16 protein-coding genes are annotated in these 19151 nt (G+C 37.2%); 15 read left to right on the top strand and 1 reads right to left on the bottom strand.

Annotated elements, in window-relative coordinates:
• Window positions 1-40 precede the first annotated feature (40 nt).
• The 13 genes from cydD to recN all read left to right on the top strand — a co-directional run bounded on the left by cydD (window position 41) and on the right by recN (window position 15642).
• Complete coding sequence (gene cydD / locus K5Q13_RS04265; protein WP_220740282.1) at window positions 41-1762, top strand: thiol reductant ABC exporter subunit CydD; 1722 nt, start codon at window positions 41-43, stop codon at window positions 1760-1762.
• Complete coding sequence (cydC, locus tag K5Q13_RS04260; RefSeq protein ID WP_220740280.1) at window positions 1759-3486, top strand: thiol reductant ABC exporter subunit CydC; 1728 nt, start codon at window positions 1759-1761, stop codon at window positions 3484-3486. The genes cydD and cydC overlap by 4 nt, the downstream gene beginning before the upstream one ends.
• The gene (locus tag K5Q13_RS04255) at window positions 3486-4127 is read left to right on the top strand and encodes a glycoside hydrolase family 73 protein (protein ID WP_220740278.1); all 642 of its coding nucleotides are present in this window, start codon (window positions 3486-3488) and stop codon (window positions 4125-4127) included. The genes cydC and K5Q13_RS04255 overlap by 1 nt, the downstream gene beginning before the upstream one ends.
• A gap of 98 nt (window positions 4128-4225) precedes the next feature.
• Window positions 4226-6475, top strand: coding sequence for a DNA helicase PcrA (gene pcrA / locus K5Q13_RS04250; protein WP_220740276.1), 2250 nt, complete (start codon window positions 4226-4228; stop codon window positions 6473-6475).
• Complete coding sequence (locus K5Q13_RS04245) at window positions 6472-6960, top strand: AAA family ATPase (protein WP_220740273.1); 489 nt, start codon at window positions 6472-6474, stop codon at window positions 6958-6960. The genes pcrA and K5Q13_RS04245 overlap by 4 nt, the downstream gene beginning before the upstream one ends.
• Window positions 6961-6968: 8 nt before the next feature.
• Window positions 6969-9014 (top strand): NAD-dependent DNA ligase LigA, encoded by a 2046-nt coding sequence (ligA, locus tag K5Q13_RS04240; RefSeq protein WP_220740271.1) that lies wholly within the window; start codon window positions 6969-6971, stop codon window positions 9012-9014.
• Window positions 9011-10153 (top strand): CamS family sex pheromone protein, encoded by a 1143-nt coding sequence (locus K5Q13_RS04235; protein ID WP_220740269.1) that lies wholly within the window; start codon window positions 9011-9013, stop codon window positions 10151-10153. Before ligA ends, K5Q13_RS04235 begins: the two co-directional genes overlap by 4 nt.
• Before the next feature lie 54 nt (window positions 10154-10207).
• The gene (gene xseA / locus K5Q13_RS04230; RefSeq protein ID WP_220740267.1) at window positions 10208-11494 is read left to right on the top strand and encodes an exodeoxyribonuclease VII large subunit; all 1287 of its coding nucleotides are present in this window, start codon (window positions 10208-10210) and stop codon (window positions 11492-11494) included.
• A complete protein-coding gene (locus tag K5Q13_RS04225) occupies window positions 11487-11711 on the top strand; it encodes an exodeoxyribonuclease VII small subunit (RefSeq protein ID WP_220740265.1) in 225 nt (74 codons plus the stop codon). Before xseA ends, K5Q13_RS04225 begins: the two co-directional genes overlap by 8 nt.
• Window positions 11704-12639, top strand: a complete 936-nt coding sequence (locus K5Q13_RS04220; protein WP_220740263.1) for a polyprenyl synthetase family protein — start codon at window positions 11704-11706, stop codon at window positions 12637-12639. The genes K5Q13_RS04225 and K5Q13_RS04220 overlap by 8 nt, the downstream gene beginning before the upstream one ends.
• On the top strand, window positions 12636-13478 hold the full coding sequence (locus tag K5Q13_RS04215; protein ID WP_220740260.1) for a TlyA family RNA methyltransferase: 843 nt from the start codon (window positions 12636-12638) through the stop codon (window positions 13476-13478). Before K5Q13_RS04220 ends, K5Q13_RS04215 begins: the two co-directional genes overlap by 4 nt.
• Window positions 13471-13926 carry an arginine repressor gene (locus K5Q13_RS04210; RefSeq protein WP_220740258.1) on the top strand — a complete coding sequence of 152 codons (456 nt, stop codon included), beginning with the start codon at window positions 13471-13473 and terminating at the stop codon, window positions 13924-13926. Before K5Q13_RS04215 ends, K5Q13_RS04210 begins: the two co-directional genes overlap by 8 nt.
• A gap of 36 nt (window positions 13927-13962) precedes the next feature.
• A complete protein-coding gene (gene recN, locus K5Q13_RS04205) occupies window positions 13963-15642 on the top strand; it encodes a DNA repair protein RecN (RefSeq protein ID WP_220740256.1) in 1680 nt (559 codons plus the stop codon).
• Window positions 15643-15702: 60 nt separating this feature from the next.
• Here the strand turns inward: recN and K5Q13_RS04200 are convergent, their stop codons facing one another.
• Entirely contained in the window at window positions 15703-17010 is a 1308-nt protein-coding gene (locus K5Q13_RS04200) for an NCS2 family permease (RefSeq protein WP_220740254.1), read from the bottom strand.
• Window positions 17011-17357: 347 nt separating this feature from the next.
• Here K5Q13_RS04200 and K5Q13_RS04195 point away from each other — a divergent pair, with 347 nt between their 5' ends.
• Window positions 17358-18026 (top strand): 2,3-bisphosphoglycerate-dependent phosphoglycerate mutase, encoded by a 669-nt coding sequence (locus tag K5Q13_RS04195; protein ID WP_220740252.1) that lies wholly within the window; start codon window positions 17358-17360, stop codon window positions 18024-18026.
• A 43-nt stretch (window positions 18027-18069) separates the two neighbouring features.
• The gene (gene pepA, locus K5Q13_RS04190; RefSeq protein WP_220740250.1) at window positions 18070-19146 is read left to right on the top strand and encodes a glutamyl aminopeptidase; all 1077 of its coding nucleotides are present in this window, start codon (window positions 18070-18072) and stop codon (window positions 19144-19146) included.
• Window positions 19147-19151 lie beyond the last annotated feature (5 nt).

The following is a 19151-nucleotide window of genomic DNA, read 5'->3' as shown; positions in this document are numbered from 1 at the left end:
TCATGTCATAGACAGCAAAAAAATACAGGAATAAAGTAAAATGATTGATAAAAGGCTTTTCAAACTTAAAGGTATATTTCATACATTAATTAGTTTAATATTTATGACAGGCATTCAAGGCTTAGCTATATTAGCGCAAGGCATATTTTTGGCAAAGGCAATAGTTGATTTTTGGCAAGGAAAAGAAACGATGTCAACCGTTATAAATCTTACTTTCTTTGCTGTTGCTTTTCTTGTGCGTCAATTACTTGTTGTTATTAAAAATCAACATATGTCTTCTTATGCTGATGAGACAGTTGAGACGTATCGCATTCAATTATTAAAAAAATATACAGAACAAGGCACTACAATTGTGAGTGAGCAGGGAACAGGTAATGCTGTTACGACGCTTGGTGTTGGTTTGGATAACGTGAAAAATTATTTTCAACTGCTACTTGTTAAGGTGTTTGATTTGAGCATTATTCCTTGGTTAATTTTTTTATATATTTTCTATATTAAATGGGAACAGGCTGTATTTTTATTACTGATTTTTCCAGTTATTATCATTTTTTTCATTATTTTAGGCTTAGCAGCCCAAAGTAAGGCGGATGCGGAGTTTTTGAATTTTAAAAACTTAAATAATCGGTTTGTTGACGCATTACGAGGTCTACCAACTTTAAAGCAGTTAGGGTTAGCTAAAAAATATAGTGCTGAAATCTACCAAATTTCTGAAGATTACCGAAAAACCACAATGCGTACCTTACGTATTGCAATGATGTCAACGTTTGCCTTAGACTTTTTTACAACGCTTTCAATTGCTGTTGTTGCCGTTTTTTTAGGATTTGATCTTTTAAACGGTAAAATGACGCTTTTGCCAGCTTTAACAATTTTAATTTTGGCACCTGAATATTTTTTACCATTGCGTAATTTTTCAGATGATTATCATGCTACTTTGAATGGTAAAAATGCCTTTACTGATGTGTTGTCAATGATTGAACAACCACAGGTCGAAAATCAAAAGATACTTCAGTTATCTTCTTGGCACACAAAAAATCAGCTTAGTTTGAAAAATATTAATTTTTCTTATGATAATCAACCAGTCCTGAAGAACATCTCTTTTGAGACCAAAGGCTATCAAAAAATTGCCTTAGTTGGGGAAAGTGGTTCAGGTAAGTCGACCTTATTGAATATTATCAGTGGTTTTTTATTACCAAATAGTGGACAAATTAAAATTGATAATCAAGAATTACCTCATTTAGGGCAAGTTGATTGGCAAAAAAACTTTTTTTACATGCCCCAGCATCCTTATATTTTTCATGATACTTTACGTGAAAATATAAAATTTTATGCACAGCAGGCAAATGATGATGAAGTTAATACTGCTGTACAACAAGCAGGATTAACAAATCTTATTGACGAATTACCAGAGGGTCTTGATAGTATCATTGGTGAAAGTGGTCGACAAATATCTGGTGGTCAAGCACAAAGAATTGCCTTAGCACGTATGTTGCTAGATGATCAACGAAAAGTCCTATTCTTTGACGAACCAACGGCACACCTTGATATTGAGACAGAGTATGATTTAAAACAAACAATAGCACCAATCTTATCTAAACATTTGGTCTTTTTTGCGACACATCGTTTACATTGGTTAGATCAAATGGATTATGTTTTGGTAATGAAAAATGGCATGATCGTCGAGCAGGGAACACCAAAACAATTATTATCTGATGAACAAAGCCAATTAAATCAGTTAAGGTATGAACTAGGAGGTATAAAGTGAAACGGGTGAAGCAATTACTACTAAAAGACCGATGGATTGTGCCGTTTTTGAAATTACAAAAATCTGGCTTATTTTGGTCAATCCTGCTAACACTAATGACGATTATTGCTGCTGCTGCATTAATGTTTGTTTCAGGTTATTTAATTTCGCGAGCAGCACAACGTCCTGATAATATTTTAATGATTTATGTACCAATAGTATTAACACGTGGTTTTGGTATTGCCAGACCAATTTTTCGATATGCTCAACGACTCGTGTCTCATAATTGGGTATTACGTTTTGTGTCTCAATCTCGGCGACGCTTGTACGAAAGTGTTGCTAGTACGGCAAGCAACATTCGTGGAAAATTGCAGACAGGTAAAATTTTAAGTTTACTAGCTGATGATTTAGATCAATTGCAAAATTTATATCTGCGGACACTATTTCCTTTGGGTGCTGGTTTGTTGTTATATTTAATTTTTAGCATAGCATTTGGTGTAGTTGATTGGCGATTTATGCTTTGGTGGCTGTTTATGTTGACACTAATCACGATTATAGTGCCATTAATTAGTTTTTTTGCCAATCGCACCAGAGTGTATAAACAAAAACAGTTGCAATCACAGCTTTATACTGATGCGACTGATGCTGTATTAGGGTTACAAGATTGGATTTTATCCGGTCGCCAAAATGATTTAATTGCTAAGCAGGGTCGTATAATGACTCAATTAGCGAAAACAAAAAATGCTGGGATGAGATTTGGTTGGTGGCGTGATTTTTTGATTCAGGTATTGGTACTCGTTTTAGCATTGACAATTTTGATTTGGTCAGGTTTTCATTTTGCTGGGAATCAAACAGCTGTTAATTTCATTGCAGCGTTTACACTAGCTGTTTTCCCGCTTGTTGATAATTTTATAAGTGTTAACCAAGGTGTCAGCGAGATGTCAGTTTATGAGGATAGTATTGAGCGGTTAAATGCTTTGCCCGTTGCAGAAAATAAAGTGTCAAAGTATGAAAAAGTAACGCATACAACGATTAGTTTAAAAAATGTGACGTTTAAATATGATGGCAGATCAGTAATTGACAGTCTAGATTTGAGTATTAAACCAGGTGAAAAAATTGCATTGCTAGGTCGGTCAGGATCCGGCAAGACAACTTTATTAAAATTAATAGCTGGTGATGTCAAACCAATTGCGGGAAGTATCGAAATTGGCAATCAACCTGTGAGTTTGTTACAGGACCATCTGTCAAAAGTCATTGCCGTTTTAGATCAACAATCCTATTTGTTTGATACGACAATTCTAAATAATGTACGAATGGGAAATGTCACAGCCACAGACGATCAGGTTCAGGCAGCGATTGAAAAAACTGGATTAGGACCCTTAATTGATACGCTACCTAACGGTTATCATACACAAATGAAAGAGGCAGGTGCTCGTTTTTCCGGTGGAGAACAACAACGATTTGCTCTGGCCCGTGTCTTGCTACAAGACGCGCCCATTGTTATTTTAGATGAACCAACTGTTAGTTTAGATCCAAAAACAGAAAACGACGTGTTAAAGCAAATTTTTGATGTTTTGAAGGATCGTACGGTGATTTGGGTGACACACCATTTAACTGGTATTGATAATGTTGATCAGGTTTATTTTTTAGAAAACGGGCACTTTGTTTTGGGAGATACACCTGAAAAGCTGCGCACGACCTCAAGCCATTTTCGGCAATTATTAGCAATGGACGGACTTAATTAATGGCAAAAAAAAGAAGAAAAAAGCTAAAAAAAATAAAGAAGAGACTACCGAGATTAAATCTGTGGCTATGGGTTAGCAGTATTTTAATTATAGCGATTGGGGCCACATTTTGGTCTCAAACACTCATATACAACCATCAACAGACACCTAATCAAGATGCTGTGCGGCAACAAAAAATTGCCTGGATTAACCAATTAGCACCATATGCAAGACAAATGCAAGAAAAATATGGCGTAATTGCTTCGATTAGTATCGCACAAGCCATTTTAGAATCAGATTGGCATACATCAACGCTTTCAACACAGTACAATAACTTATACGGTATCAAAGCAGATGCTAGTCAAAAAAGTGTTGTATTGCCAACACAAGAATTTGAAAATGGTCAATGGATCACTATTCAAGGTCGTTTTGCAGCCTATGATACTTGGCAGGACAGTATGAAGGCGCATGCAGAACTTTTGTATCATGGAACAAGTTGGAATTCTGCGCAATACCAACATGTTCTAGCAGCGCGAGATTATAAATCAGCAGCAACAGCATTAACCAAGGACGGTTATGCAACAGATCCAACGTACGCTGAAAAACTTATTGCAATCATACAAGAATGGCATTTATCACGTTTTGATGTACCACAAAATTAAATGAGAGAAATCTCGTTTTTTTTATCGGTATTGCGAACTGATGTTCGTGTCAAAATCTGTTATAATAATAGAAGTTAATTTACACTTTAGGAGCACATATGTCAGTAGAAGAACTTATCAACGGAATGAATGATAAACAAGCCGAAGCGGTGCAAACAACACAAGGGCCACTTTTGATTATGGCGGGTGCTGGATCAGGGAAAACACGCGTTTTAACACATCGAATTGCACATCTTGTTCAAGACTTAAATGTTTTTCCGTGGCGCATACTAGCAATTACGTTTACCAATAAAGCCGCTAAAGAAATGAGAACACGAATTGGGTCATTATTATCTGAAGACGTGGCGCGCGACATCTGGGTATCAACATTTCATGCACTGGCGGTACGTATATTAAGACGTGATGGCGAAAATATTGGGTTATCACGTAATTTTACAATTATAGATACAAGCGCGCAACGAACGTTGATGAAACGTGTTATTAATGATTTAAATCTTGACACAAATCAGTATGATCCACGTACAGTTTTGGGAATGATATCAAACGCAAAAAACGATATGCTACGGCCACGCGACTTTGCAAAACAAGCTGATAATGCTTTTCAAGAGACAGTTGCTGATGTTTATACTGCATATCAAGCTGAATTAAAACGTGCACAAAGTGTTGATTTTGATGATTTAATTATGTTAACAATTGATTTGTTTCAAACTTCTCCTGAAGTCCTTGAACGTTATCAAAATCAATTTGAATATCTTCATGTCGATGAGTATCAGGATACAAACGATGCGCAATATACAATTGTTAACTTATTAGCAAAACGTTCGCAGAATTTAGCGGTTGTAGGTGATGCTGATCAGTCTATTTATGGTTGGCGTGGTGCCAATATGAATAATATTTTGAATTTTGAAAAAGATTACCCTAATGCCCATACTGTGCTATTGGAACAAAATTATCGCTCAACACAAAACATTTTAGATGCTGCTAATGCTGTTATTAACCATAACAATGAACGTGTACCCAAAGAATTGTGGACACAAAAAGGTAAAGGCGATAAGATTGCTTATTATCGTGCACAATCGGAGCATGATGAAGCTAACTTTATCTTATCAAACATCAAAAAAATGCGGGACGAAAACAACATGGCATACAGTGATTTTGCTATTTTGTATCGCACGAACGCGCAATCTCGTAATGTGGAAGAATCATTAGTAAAAGCGAATATGCCTTATACAATGGTTGGTGGTCATAAATTTTATGAGCGTAAAGAAATTCTAGACATTATGTCATATATGAACTTGATTACAAATCCAGATAATAACGCGGCGTTTGAACGGATAGTTAACGAACCAAAACGAGGATTGGGGGCTACGTCTCTATCGAGACTACGTGAATTAGCCAATCGATTGAACGTATCTTACATGACTGCAATTGATAGTATCGAATTGGCTCCAGAAATATCGACGCGGGCGACTTCTAGTTTTTTGGCGTTTGCGGAGATGATGCATGATTTGCGCCAACAATCTGAATTTTTAAATGTGACCGAACTTGCTGAATTGTCGATGACTAGGTCAGGCTATCGACAAATGTTAGCTGGTAAAAACGACCCAGATAGTCAAGCTAGATTAGAAAATTTGGAAGAATTTTTGTCTGTTACGAAAGAATTTGATGACAAGTATAACGCTGAAGATCCAGAAGCAGTGGACCCAATGACTGATTTTTTGGGCACTACTGCTTTGATGAGTGATTTAGATGACTTTGAAGAAGGCGACGGCGCTGTAACATTAATGACATTACACGCAGCTAAGGGATTGGAATTTCCAGTAGTTTTCTTGATTGGCATGGAAGAAGGTATTTTCCCGCTATCACGAGCAATGATGGATGATGATCAACTTGAAGAAGAACGACGCTTAGCTTATGTGGGCATTACACGTGCGATGAAAAAGTTATATTTAACTAATGCGTTTTCAAGATTATTGTACGGCCGAACTCAGGCTAATGAGGCTTCACGTTTCATTAATGAAATTTCACCCGAATTATTAGAAGTAATCGGCAGCAATACTAGAGGAACATTGGGTGATAAGGGAACGTATCCGTTTGATAAAAAAGTGCAACGTGCAACAACCACAACTTATAAAGCGAGTCCAGTTGTCAAAACAACTTCTGGTTCAACTGGTGCTGACAGCACATCTTGGCAAGCTGGAGATAAAGTATCGCATAAAAAATGGGGCATCGGGACAGTTGTGTCAGTGACTGGCAGTTCACAAGATCAAGAGCTAAAAGTGGCTTTTCCTGCTGAGGGTGTGAAACAGCTATTAGCAGCATTTGCACCAATTACGAGAGTGTCATGACGACTTTAATCATTATACGAGGTAATTCGGGCAGTGGAAAAACAACACTCGCTAAGCAATTACGTAGACGATTTACTAACAGTTTGTTAATTTCACAAGATGTTATCCGTCGAGAAATATTACAAGTAGATGATCATGCTGGCAACTTGTCAATTAACTTAATGAACACTTTATTGGAATTTGGTCGATTAAATGTTGATGTGGTAATTATTGAAGGTATATTGCGCCGTGATGTATATGCTGAAATGTTAGTACACCAGGCCGCTTTATTTCATAATGTTATTCCAATTTATTATAATTTATCATTGTCTGAGACACTTAATCGACACAAAACAAAGTCTGTAATTGATTTTACAGATAAGGACGTTAAGCGTTGGTATCGTGCTACTGATTATTTAGGTATTGAAGACGAAATTATTTTTGATCACGCTGTTACAGTGGAGATGGCTATTTATGATATCATAGAGCATATGAACAAATTTTGAGGTAGAAAATGTTTTCAGAATTTACACCAATTGAAAAATTGACAACAGCAGCTGCGCAACAAGAAATTACACATTTACAATCTCAATTAACAACTTATGGGATTGCTTATTATGAAAAAGACGCACCATTAATTGAAGATCATGATTACGATGAGTTATATGCACACTTGGTTGCTTTGGAAGCAGAATTTCCACAGTTTGTCACACCTGATTCACCAACTCAAAATGTTGGTGGCGATAGTATTAAATCCGAACTAGAAAAAGTTGTTCATCCTGCACCCATGTTGTCTTTGGGAGACGTTTTTAGTTTGGCCGAACTTGATGAATGGGATGCCCGTACAACCAAGTCATTAGGATTTCAATCTGATTATAATTTGGAGCTTAAAATTGATGGTCTGGCCGTGGCATTGACATATGTAAATGGTCAATTAATACAAGCGTCAACTCGCGGAAATGGGATCATTGGTGAGGATGTGACACGGAATGTGAAAACAATTAAAACAATTCCGCAGCAATTGACTGAACCGATTACCATTGAAGTTCGTGGCGAAATATATATGCCTAAAACTAGTTTTGCAAAGCTTAATATACAACGTGAAGCTGATGGATTAGAGCCATTTGCCAACCCACGTAATGCCGCTGCAGGATCGTTACGACAGCTAGATGCTAAAATAACAAAGGCACGAGAATTGGCTGCATTTGTGTATTATACGGCTGAACCTGAAGCATTGGGTGCCACAACACAAAGTGAGGCTTTAGAGCGTTTTTCTATACTTGGACTACCAACTAATAGCAAAAATCGTGTCATTTCTAGAATATCTGATATTGCTGATTATATCGCTGAATATACTACTAAACGTGATGAACTTGCATATGGTATTGATGGCGTTGTAGTTAAAGTCAATCAATTGGATTTACAATTCGACTTAGGGAACACTGTTAAAATTCCACGTTGGGCAATTGCCTACAAGTTTCCGCCTGAAGAAGCGTTAACGGTTGTTCGTGATATTGAATGGACAGTCGGTCGTACTGGTGCTGTGACACCAACGGCAATTATGGATCCTGTGAAATTAGCAGGCACGACAGTTCAGCGTGCAAGTTTACATAACCCCGACTACTTAAATTCAAAGGGTATTCGTATTGGTGATACTGTAACTTTGCATAAAGCAGGTGATATCATACCAGAAATTGGCCAAGTCATTTTAGCTAATCGGCCAAGTGATAGTCAAAAATATGATATTCCGCTTAAATGTCCAGCGTGTGACTCAGAACTTGTCCATATTGAAGGTGAAGTGGCTTTGCGTTGTATTAACCCATTTTGTTCCGCGCAAATTCAAGAAGGGTTAACACACTTTGCTTCTCGTAATGCAATGAATATTGAAGGTATGGGCCCAAGAGTTATTGGGCAGCTATTAAAATCCGATCTGATTAAGGATGTTGCATCTATTTATCATTTAAATAGAGAACAACTATTACTGCTAGATAAGTTTAAAGAAAAATCCGTATCGAATTTATTGACGTCAATCGATAAATCAAAAAGTAATTCCCTTGAACGGCTCTTGTTTGGATTGGGTATTCGAATGATTGGGGCAAAAGCAGCACGTTTAATTGCCGAAAAATTTAAGAATATCGAAACTATCGCAACTGCAACGGTAGAAGATATAGCTAATATTGATGGTATTGGTACGACAATCGCACATTCGGTGGTGCAATACTTTGACCTGCCAGAGTCAAAACAGTTAATTCAAGAACTATCTCGTGCAAATGTTAATTTGAAGTTTTTATCTGAGGTAGTTATTGATGAAAATTCTTTTTTCTATAATAAAAAGATTGTCTTAACCGGAAAGCTAGAACAAAGTAGTCGCCCAGTTGCCACAAAATGGTTACAGGATCATGGTGCAATTGTTGCAGGATCGATTTCTGCAAAGACGGATTTACTTATTGCTGGTGAAGATGGTGGTAGTAAATTGCGCAAGGCAAATGAACTTGGTGTGATGATTTGGACTGAACAGCAGTTCGTTGATGCGCAAGCAAAAGAAGGTATTGATAAATGAGACGTATAGGTTTTCGCGGGTACATGGTTATTGCCATAATGATCGTTATTGTTGCGATCGGTGGACTATATTTTTTTAATATAAATCGCGTTGCACCTACTGCCACAAAAAAAGTGAGCGGTGTGCAGATTACACAAAGAGCGCCAGGTCAATATCAGACAGTGATTAAAGATGGCCGCTATTTAGTAAGCGCTGCGCGTGGAATTACAGCAACATCCGAACCAAATAGTTTAGACGTGAAACATTTTGAATCGAATTTACTTGATTTGGCAAAATCACATTTTAAGACTAGTCAATATATTTTCCAAGAAGGTCAGTATTTAACATCGGACACAGTTACTAATTTATTAGGACGTAAGAGCAAAAATAATACTATTGGTTTAAATCCTGAAGATAATGGTAAGACAGACTCATCTCGTGAACCAATTTATGTTCAAACGCTAACTGAGCAAGATTTCATGACAAAACAGGGAAATGATTTAAAACTTGCGGGCATGGTTATTGGTGTGGCGATGAATACACAAGATGAATATCAAAAAGAACGTTATGGGGCAACTTATAATCAAGATATTTCAACTGAAGATCGCATTGCTTATGGTAAAAGAATAGCACCTCAGATCATTCAACAAGTACGTAAGCAATCAGGTGTTTCACAAAATGTACCCATTGTGGTAGCAATGTATGCTAACTCATCGTCAGATTCTCTAGCTCCTGGTAATTTCTATGCTGAATCGCAAAGCGATCAAGGCACTAACCTAACAAACTGGACAGATATAAATGAGCGATCAATTGTTTTGCCAAAAGAAGCTACAGACACATCTCAATTGGGAAACGATGAAAACAATGGCTTTGCTAATTTCCAAAATGACGTATCTAACTTCTTCCCAAATATTGCAGGTGCAACAGCCGTAGCTAATTTTAAAAAGAGTACATTGACTAGCTTAAATGTTACGGTGACAACGCAATTTTATAGTCAAACAGAGATTGATAGTTTTACTACGTATGTATCACAATCAGCTTTAAAGTTTTTGCCAAGTAACGTGCCAGTGCGTATTGTCATACAAACAGCCAACGAATTACAAGCAATTCTTGTTCGTAATGCTAATGATAAAACATTTACGATAACCACACTCGATTAAGCATAGCATGCTATGCTTTTTTGTATATATGCATAGAAATGGTATAATAAAACTATGTCAGAAACACAAAAGTATTTAACAATTAGTGCGTTAACATCCTATTTAAAACGTAAATTTGACGCTGATCCCTATCTAGAAAAAGTTTATATTACTGGTGAAATTTCCAATATTGGTAGGCGACGAGGTAGGCATTTATATTTTTCAATTAAGGATCCAAATGGTAATGCGCTAATTTCAGCTGCCATGTTTTCTTATGCAAGCCGGTTGAAATTTAAGCCGGAAGAGGGTATGAAGGTCAATGCTATCGGTCGTATCCAGATATATGAACCGAGTGGTACTTACGCAATTATCTTAGAACAAATGACACCAGATGGAATTGGCGAATTATTTTTAGCGTATGAGCAACTTAAACAAAAATTAGCTGCAGAAGGATTATTTGACTTACCAAAAAAGCAAATAACAACATTTCCAAAAAAAATTGCAGTTGTAACTTCACCAACAGGTGCGGTCATTGAAGACATTACACGTACCGTACAGAGGCGTTTTCCAAGCGCGCAAGTTGTGCTGTTTCCTGCGGTTGTGCAGGGTGAAAAAGCTGCCGCAACTTTGATTAAACAAATTCTTCGGATTGATAACTCTGGGCAATACGATACATTAATTGTTGGACGTGGTGGTGGTTCTATTGAGGATTTGTGGGCATTTAATGATGAAAAACTAGCGCGGGTGATTGCTGCAACGCATGTGCCAATTATTAGTTCAGTTGGTCATGAAACAGATAATACGTTGGCTGATTTTGTTGCAGATCGCCGTGCGGCAACACCAACTGCTGCCGCCGAGTTGTCTACACCAATTACGCTAGAACAAATAGTTAGCCGATTAAATGAATTACAAATTCGACTTAATTTGCGCATGAAACAAATAATTGATGTACGTCAACAGCGACTGGAACGCGTGGCACGTCATGTGATTTTCCAGCAGCCAGACAGGTTGTACACTGGTTATAATCAACGAGTTGATCAATTAGCTCATATGCTAACACAATCAATACAGCAGCGGTTAACAACAAAGAACCATGAGATTAAAGCTTTAGTTCAACGACAGTTACAAATTCGGAAAATATTGCTACAAGCTCCAAGCCAAAAAGTGAAATTATTGGCCGCTAAGCTTGATTTGATGAGCCCGCTTAAAATATTATCCCGTGGCTATGTCTTAATCGAAAAAGATGATCAACTGGTGCGTACAATTAAAGAGGTACATATCGATGATCATGTTAACTTGCGTTTACAAGATGGCACAGCAGAAGCTAAAATTATAGAAACGAGTGACCTTAAAAATGAGTGAACCAACAACATTTGAAGATAAACTACAACAACTGGAAAGTATTGTGAGCCAATTAGAAAAAGGTGATAGACCACTAGAAGGCGCCTTAATTGATTTTCAAAATGGTGTAGGATTAGTGAAAGAATTGCAGAATACTTTGAAAAATGCTGAAGAAACGTTAGCAAAAGTAATGGCTGATAATGACGAACTAACAGATTTGGAATTAACAAATGACTAAATTATCAGACTTTCAATCAGAGTGGACAGCTAAGATTAACCAACAATTAATAAGTGATTTGACATGCGCGTCGAGAGACAATGATTTTGCTGAGATGATGAAGTATGCCGTATTGAACGGTGGTAAGCGATTAAGACCCATGTTGGTGCTTGCAGTAATAGCCAGTTTTGGAAAAGAAATAACACCAAGTATTTTAAAAGCAGCAACCGCAGTTGAATGGGTGCATTCATATTCGTTAGTACACGATGATTTACCCGCAATGGATAATGATATGCTTAGACGTGGAAAGCCCAGTGTGCATGCGTTGTATGGTGAAGCAGAGGCAATTTTAGTTGGGGATGCTTTATTAACTGGGGCATTTCATGTGTTAAGTACGGCTAACGATAGTGCCAAACAAGATCAACGTATTAATGCTGAAGAACTATTGTTACTCTCAAAAATGCTATCTTTTCAAGCGGGGGGCAATGGTATGGTTATCGGTCAAATGCAGGACATGAAAAATCATGGCGAAAAATTTCAGGTTGATGATGAGTGGTTATTGAGCGAAGTATATGCTCCTAAAACTGCTGCTTTATTAAGCTTTTCTGCGTTGGCTGGTTCAAGGTTGGCACATCAAAATATGGTAGATGAAGATGGCAGTGAAGAATTGGTCCAAAATAGATTTAACACCAATGCAGCTATCTTTAATTTTGGATATAATTTTGGTATCGCTTTTCAAATCCAAGATGATTTAGATGATTTTGATCAAGACGATGATGAAAAAATTATGTCATTACCACATTTAATTGGTAAGCAAGAAGCGATTAATAAACGTGATGAATATATTGCTAGTGCGCATCAAGATTTGGCTGATATTTCTGCACATGATTCACAATTTAACCGTGCGTTATTAGATGATTTTTTAAACTTAATTGGAGATAGGGTATGAGTGCTGTAGAAAAAGAACGCGTTGATATTTTACTAGTTCAGCAAGGCCTTTTTGATTCACGTGAACAGGCAAAACGAGCGATTATGGCTGGTGAGATACTTGGAGAAAATGAAGAGCGCATAGATAAAGCTGGACAGAAAATACCAGTATCAACAGAGCTACATTTTAAAGGTGAAAAGTTAAAGTATGTATCACGTGGTGGCTTAAAACTTGAAAAAGCCTTGAATGATTTTGATATTACAGTGGCCGATAAGGTTGTATTGGATATTGGCTCTTCTACTGGTGGTTTTACTGATGTTGCTTTGCAAAATGGCGCTAAAATGGTTTATGCACTCGATGTAGGAACAAATCAACTTGCTTGGAAACTGCGTTCGGATGAACGTGTTAAAGTTATGGAGAATACAAATTTCCGCTATTCAACTTTAGCTGATTTTAAGTTTGGACAACCAGCATTTGCAACTATCGATGTCTCATTTATTTCTTTAGGGTTAATACTACCACCACTTTCAAAAATTATTAGCAATGGTGGCCATGTTGTTGCTCTGATCAAACCACAATTTGAGGCTGGTAGAGAAAATGTTGGTAAGAATGGTATTATCAAAGACCCAGCTGTCCATAAACAAGTACTACAGTCAGTGACCAAAATAATGGTAACTAATGGATTCAGTATTAAGGCGCTAACGTATTCTCCGATTAAAGGTGGTCAAGGAAATATTGAATTTTTGGCTATTTTAACACGAGATGAGTCTGCAACAGCCATTACTGATACTACTATTGATACATTGTTAGCACAAACGTATGCACAATTAAATCAAACAGGAAGTCATGTTGATGAATAAAAAGATCCGTCAAAAAACGCTACTGGCATTAATTCAAAACCATCAAGTGGGTCGACAAGAAGATATTGTGGCTCATTTTGAAACAATAGGTGAAACAGTTACCCAAGCAACTATTTCACGTGATATTAATGAACTTGGCCTAATAAAGGTACCCAATACACATGGTGGGTTTCATTATCATCTGCCTAAGCAAGATGATCGTCCCTACCTTCAACGTTTACGTCGTACTTTGCAGCAATCATTTTTAAGTCAGCGTGCACAACGTGGACAAATCATGTTAAAAGTTCAGCCTGGTAATGGGCAATTAGTTGCTAATTTATTTGAACAAGTAAAATTTCCAGAAGTTTTTGGTACTTTAAGTGACGATAGCTCAGTACTCGTACTATTAAAAGATGGTGTAGTTACGTCACAAATGACTAATACAATTCAAAAATTACTTGAAAAATAATAGAAAGAAAATGTGCGCACTAGCACAACAATTATTATGTTAGAAAATCTTCTTATTGAAAATTTTGCCATTATTGAAAAAGTGGCGTTACAATTTGATAGTGGTATGAGTGTGTTAACTGGTGAAACAGGAGCTGGAAAGTCAATTATAATCGATGCACTGATGATGTTGACTGGAGGACGCGGTAGTTCAGACATGATTCGTCATGGTAGTAAAAAAGCTGTACTTCAAGCGGTTTTTAGTATACCTCAAAATAAGAGTCTGATTAATCAGTTAAATGAACAGGGAATTGAAATTTCTGATGGTGAGCTAATCATATACCGTGAATTAAAGCACAATGGACGTAGCCTGATTCGTATCAATGGTGTGGTTGTAAGTTTGAAAATGTTGTCAAGTATCGGGCGTCAACTGGTTGACATTCAAGGTCAAAATGATACACAACAATTATTGAACTCAGATGAACATTTGCCACTATTAGATGCTTATGGTGGGAACGAATTATTGGTGACAAAGCAGGCATACCAAGAAATTTTTAATGATTTTCGTAGCATCACGCAACGTATTCGTCGGGTTCAGACTTCTCAACAAGAGATTACGCAACGTCTGGATTTGTTGCAGTTTCAACAACAAGAGTTGGCAGATGCTGATTTGCAGGCAAATGAAGAAGAGGATTTGCTAGATGCTCGCGGAAAGCTGCTTAATTATAAAAAAATTGCTGATCGGTTACAGCGTGCGCAACTAACTTTGAGTGGTGAAGATGGTGGTGCAGTTGATCGTTTGGCAGAATCAATGCAAGCATTACAAGAGATTGCTGAGTATGATGATAACTATGCTGATTTGGCTAGTACAATTGCGGATAGTTATTATGCTGCACAAGAGGTCAGCCGAGATGTTGATGAACAAATCAGTGACTTAACATATGATGAGGCAGAGCTCGTAAGAATTGACGAACGGTTACAACTGATTCACTCATTGGAACGCAAATATGGTACAACTGTTGCGGATGTTTTAATTTTCAAACAAAAAGTTGATAAGGAATTATCAATGAAAGACAATGATGAACTTGACGTGGAACAACTTCAAGTACGGCAAAATAATTTACGGCAAGTATTGCGTAAACAAGCAATTAAATTACGCGAGGTGCGGCAAAAAGTTGCTCGAGAACTTGAACAGGCAATTAATCAGCAGTTAAACGAATTACTTATGGTTGGTGCAGAATTTGAAGTGCATTTTGACCAAATTGAAGGTTTTGTTTCTTCTGGTACGGATAATGTTGAATTTTATGTGCAAACAAATGTGGGGGAAGGTATGGCACCCTTGGTTAAGATTGCATCTGGTGGCGAGACTGCTCGCTTGATGTTAGCTATCAAAACAGCTTTCACGAAACAACAACATATTATATCCATTGTATTCGATGAGGCTGATACTGGTGTTTCTGGACGTGTTGCACAAGCAATTGCCAAGAAAATGCTAACAATCGCTGCAGATTCACAAGTTTTTGCAATAACGCATTTACCTCAAGTGGCTGCGGCAGCAACACATCATTTTTTAATTGCAAAAGTAGCTGAAAATGAGCGCACTGTAACTCAAGTCACACCATTAGATGAAATCGGACGTGAACGTGCAATTGCAATGATGCTTTCTGGAGAAAATATTACTAAAACGGCACTGGCAAATGCACGGGATTTACGCAGAGAAGCCAAAAGTAACAGATAATTAATAAATTAAAAGCGCTTCAGCTTAATTGCTGAAGCGCTTTTAATTTTAAGAACAATATTAATGTGCAACAATTACTAAGAATAGGACAAATAGCACGGCTAGAAAATACATTAAGGGATGTACTTTTTTACCACGACCAGTTGCTATCATTGTTATAGGATACAAAATAAATCCTAATGCAATACCATCTGAGATTGAGTAAGTCAGTGGCATACCTATGATAATTAAGAAGGCAGGTGCAGCAATTGCGATATCATCCCAGTCAATTTTCCGTAAACTTTCTGCCATCAAAACACCAACCACGACTAGAGCAGGTGCAGTAACTTGTGATGTGACAACGCTCAATAGAGGTGAGAAGAATAATGCGAGTAGAAAGAATAATCCGGTGAAAACACTGGTTAATCCAGAACGACCACCGACTGCAATACCTGATGACGATTCAACGTATGCAGACGTTGGGGAAGTGCCAATAACAGCACCAACAGTCATACCAACGGCATCAGCCATTAAAGCACGACCAGCACGTGGCATTTCATTATTTTTCATGAAGCCAGCTTGTGTCGCTAAACCAATCATCGTACCAGCTGTATCAAAAAATGTGACAAGTAAGAATGTCACAACGACTGTGACCATTTGTAATGAATTAATGTCACCGATGTGCATAACGCCAGCACCAAATGTTGGAGCCAATGATGGTGCTGGGGAAACAATAGAGGTAGGTAACTTGATTAAACCAAACACAATACCAACAATTGAGGTAGCAACCATACCAATAAAAATGGCAGCTGGTGTTTTACGTGATAATAAGACAAACGTTAATATAATACCAAAAATTGACAAGAGTGATGTGGGCGTCGTTAATTTACCTAAAGACACCATTGTTGCATCGTTTGCAACAATTAGACCTGCATCATGTAGACCTATAAAAGCGATGAATAGACCAATACCCGCAGCAATTGCTAATTTCAAATTTTGAGGAATAATATTGATGATTTTTTCACGAATTTTAAATAAAGTTAAAACTAAAAAAATCAAAGCAGCAACGAAAACGCCAGCCATGGCTGTTTCCCATTTCACGCCCATACCAATAACTACTGAATAAGCGAAAAATGCGTTAACACCAAGTCCTGGTGCAATAGCAATTGGGTACAACGCTACGATACCCATGAAAAGAGTTGCAACGGCAGAGGCGACAGCAGTTGCTGTGAAAACGGCACCTTTATCCATACCCGCAGCACCTAACACAGAAGGGTTAACGAATAAGATATAGGCCATTGATGTAAATGTCGTCAATCCGGCAATGAATTCTGTACGAACTGATGTGTTTAATTCCTTGAGTTTAAAATAATTTGCAATTGCAAACATAATGATCTCCCAAAAATGTAGTAACGTTAAACGTCCTATTTAATTCTAGCAGTATAAAAGGAAAATTAAAACAAAAAACGGCTATATAAATAAGAAATTCTAATGTTTTTAACAAAAAAGCAAAATGAAAACGCTTTAAACACGAACTTATCATCAAAAAGTAACAATTTATACGCTTAATAATTGTGAGATGAAAAATTAATGATTTTAAAATCATCCAAATTTGTTGCATAGATTATACTAAAATAATTTAATTCAACTGAAGTATTTTTGAGCCGATGACTAGTATTTTGTTTAATTTTTAATGCTATAATAGAAACAACATTGATTTTTAAGGAAGTTAACTTATGGTATCTCAACTTGTTTTGGTTCGTCATGGGGAATCAACTGCTAATCGCGATAATGAATTTACGGGTTGGACAGATGTTCCTTTAACTCTGAAGGGTCGTCAACAAGCAAAAAAAGTTGGTGATATTTTAGCGCAAAAACATTTGTTGTTTGATGTTGTACATACATCTTATCTGCAACGCGCAATTACTACCGCAAATATTATTTTGTTTGAAACGAATCAATCATGGTTACCAATAAATAAAACATGGCGATTAAACGAACGACATTATGGCGCGTTGCGAGGTTTAAATAAAGACGATGCCAGAGAAAAATACGGAGTTGAAGCTGTCGCATTATGGCGTCGTAGCTATACAGAAGTACCGCCGTTGTTGGAAGAAGTATTGCCAAATAGACGTTATCCTAATCAAATTGAGCCACAAGGCGAAAGCTTAAAAATGGCGAGTGAGCGTATGTTGCCTTATTGGTTAGAAGTTATTAAACCCGGACTGCAATCTGGATGTAATCAGCTAATTGTTGCCCATGGTAGTACACTAAGAGCATTAATTAAATATCTGGAAAACATTAGTGATACTGCAATTGATGGTCTAGAAATCGGTAATGGTGAGCCAATTCGCTACACTTTTGATGATCAATTTAACATGAGCGAACGAGAATATTTAAAATAAAAACAGTTGAGTTTGAATTTTATGTAAGAAAGGATAGTTGGTTTTGGATAATAAGACATGGGAACGTATAAAAAAATATACAGAGTTACAAGGCACATCAGGGCAAGAAGTAAATATTAGACAGGCTTTTCGCCAAGAGTTATCACCATTAGTTGATGATATCAAACAAGATGGCCTAGGTGGCGTATTTGGTATCAAGGAAAATCCTAATGTTCATGCACCACGTGTTATGTTTGCGGCACATATGGATGAGGTTGGCTTTATAGTGACTCAAATTTTGCCTAGTGGGGCCTTGAAGGTAGAGGCTATTGGTGGGTGGAATCCTACTGTAGTATCATCACAACGTTTCACATTATTTACGGCCAAGGGGAATTATCCAGTCGTATCAAGTTCCATTTCACCACATCTTTTACGAGGACATGGTGGCGTACCAACGCTCCCTAAGGTAGAAGATATTTTATTTGACGCAGGATTTGTTGATAGGCAGGAAGCACAAAAATTTGGTGTATTTCCCGGTGATTTTATCGTGCCTGAAGTGACAACGATTATGTCTGCAAATAAAAAACGAGTTATTTCAAAAGCTTGGGATAACCGTTTTGGTTTAGTAACTACTTTAGATGCATTGGATGCATTAAAAGATGAGAACACGCCGAATACGTTAATTATGGGTGCCAACGTACAGGAAGAAGTTGGCTTACGTGGTGCTCACGGGGCAGTTAATTTACTGAAGCCAGATATTTTCTTTGCAATTGATTCCAGTGCTGCTGATGATATAGCAGGCAGTGAAGGAAGGCAAGGAATTTTGGATCATGGCACATTACTACGTGTCTTTGATCCAACTGTCATCTTACCATTGCGATTGAAGGAATTTTTGTTATCAGTTGCTGAAGATAACCACATACCATATCAATATTTTGTATCTAAGGGTGGCACAGATGCTGCAGCTGCACAAAGTGAGCATACAGGAATACCTTCTGTTGCTTTAGGCGTAGCGTCAAGATATATTCATACTCATCAAACAGTTTGGTCAATTGCTGATTATGAAGCAGCAAAAGACTTTGTTATTGCTATTGCAAAAAACTTAGATGAGACAAATTTAAAGACAATTTTAGGTGATTAATTTTG

This window comes from Leuconostoc miyukkimchii (assembly GCF_019656055.1).
In the GTDB taxonomy this organism is placed as follows: domain Bacteria; phylum Bacillota; class Bacilli; order Lactobacillales; family Lactobacillaceae; genus Leuconostoc; species Leuconostoc miyukkimchii.
The sequence above is the reverse complement of the archived record's forward strand: the minus strand, read 5'-3'. Positions and strand labels throughout refer to the sequence as shown.

Bases quoted from the DNA above. Each gene is read 5' to 3' on its own strand.
- cydD (WP_220740282.1), top strand. From the start codon at position 41: ATGATTGATAAAAGGCTTTTCAAACTTAAAGGTATATTTCATACATTA.
- K5Q13_RS04255 (WP_220740278.1), top strand. From the start codon at position 3,486: ATGGCAAAAAAAAGAAGAAAAAAGCTAAAAAAAATAAAGAAGAGACTA.
- pcrA (WP_220740276.1), top strand. From the start codon at position 4,226: ATGTCAGTAGAAGAACTTATCAACGGAATGAATGATAAACAAGCCGAA.
- K5Q13_RS04245 (WP_220740273.1), top strand. From the start codon at position 6,472: ATGACGACTTTAATCATTATACGAGGTAATTCGGGCAGTGGAAAAACA.
- ligA (WP_220740271.1), top strand. From the start codon at position 6,969: ATGTTTTCAGAATTTACACCAATTGAAAAATTGACAACAGCAGCTGCG.
- K5Q13_RS04235 (WP_220740269.1), top strand. From the start codon at position 9,011: ATGAGACGTATAGGTTTTCGCGGGTACATGGTTATTGCCATAATGATC.
- xseA (WP_220740267.1), top strand. From the start codon at position 10,208: ATGTCAGAAACACAAAAGTATTTAACAATTAGTGCGTTAACATCCTAT.
- K5Q13_RS04225 (WP_220740265.1), top strand. From the start codon at position 11,487: ATGAGTGAACCAACAACATTTGAAGATAAACTACAACAACTGGAAAGT.
- K5Q13_RS04220 (WP_220740263.1), top strand. From the start codon at position 11,704: ATGACTAAATTATCAGACTTTCAATCAGAGTGGACAGCTAAGATTAAC.
- K5Q13_RS04215 (WP_220740260.1), top strand. From the start codon at position 12,636: ATGAGTGCTGTAGAAAAAGAACGCGTTGATATTTTACTAGTTCAGCAA.
- K5Q13_RS04210 (WP_220740258.1), top strand. From the start codon at position 13,471: ATGAATAAAAAGATCCGTCAAAAAACGCTACTGGCATTAATTCAAAAC.
- recN (WP_220740256.1), top strand. From the start codon at position 13,963: ATGTTAGAAAATCTTCTTATTGAAAATTTTGCCATTATTGAAAAAGTG.
- K5Q13_RS04200 (WP_220740254.1), bottom strand. From the start codon at position 17,010: ATGTTTGCAATTGCAAATTATTTTAAACTCAAGGAATTAAACACATCA.
- K5Q13_RS04195 (WP_220740252.1), top strand. From the start codon at position 17,358: ATGGTATCTCAACTTGTTTTGGTTCGTCATGGGGAATCAACTGCTAAT.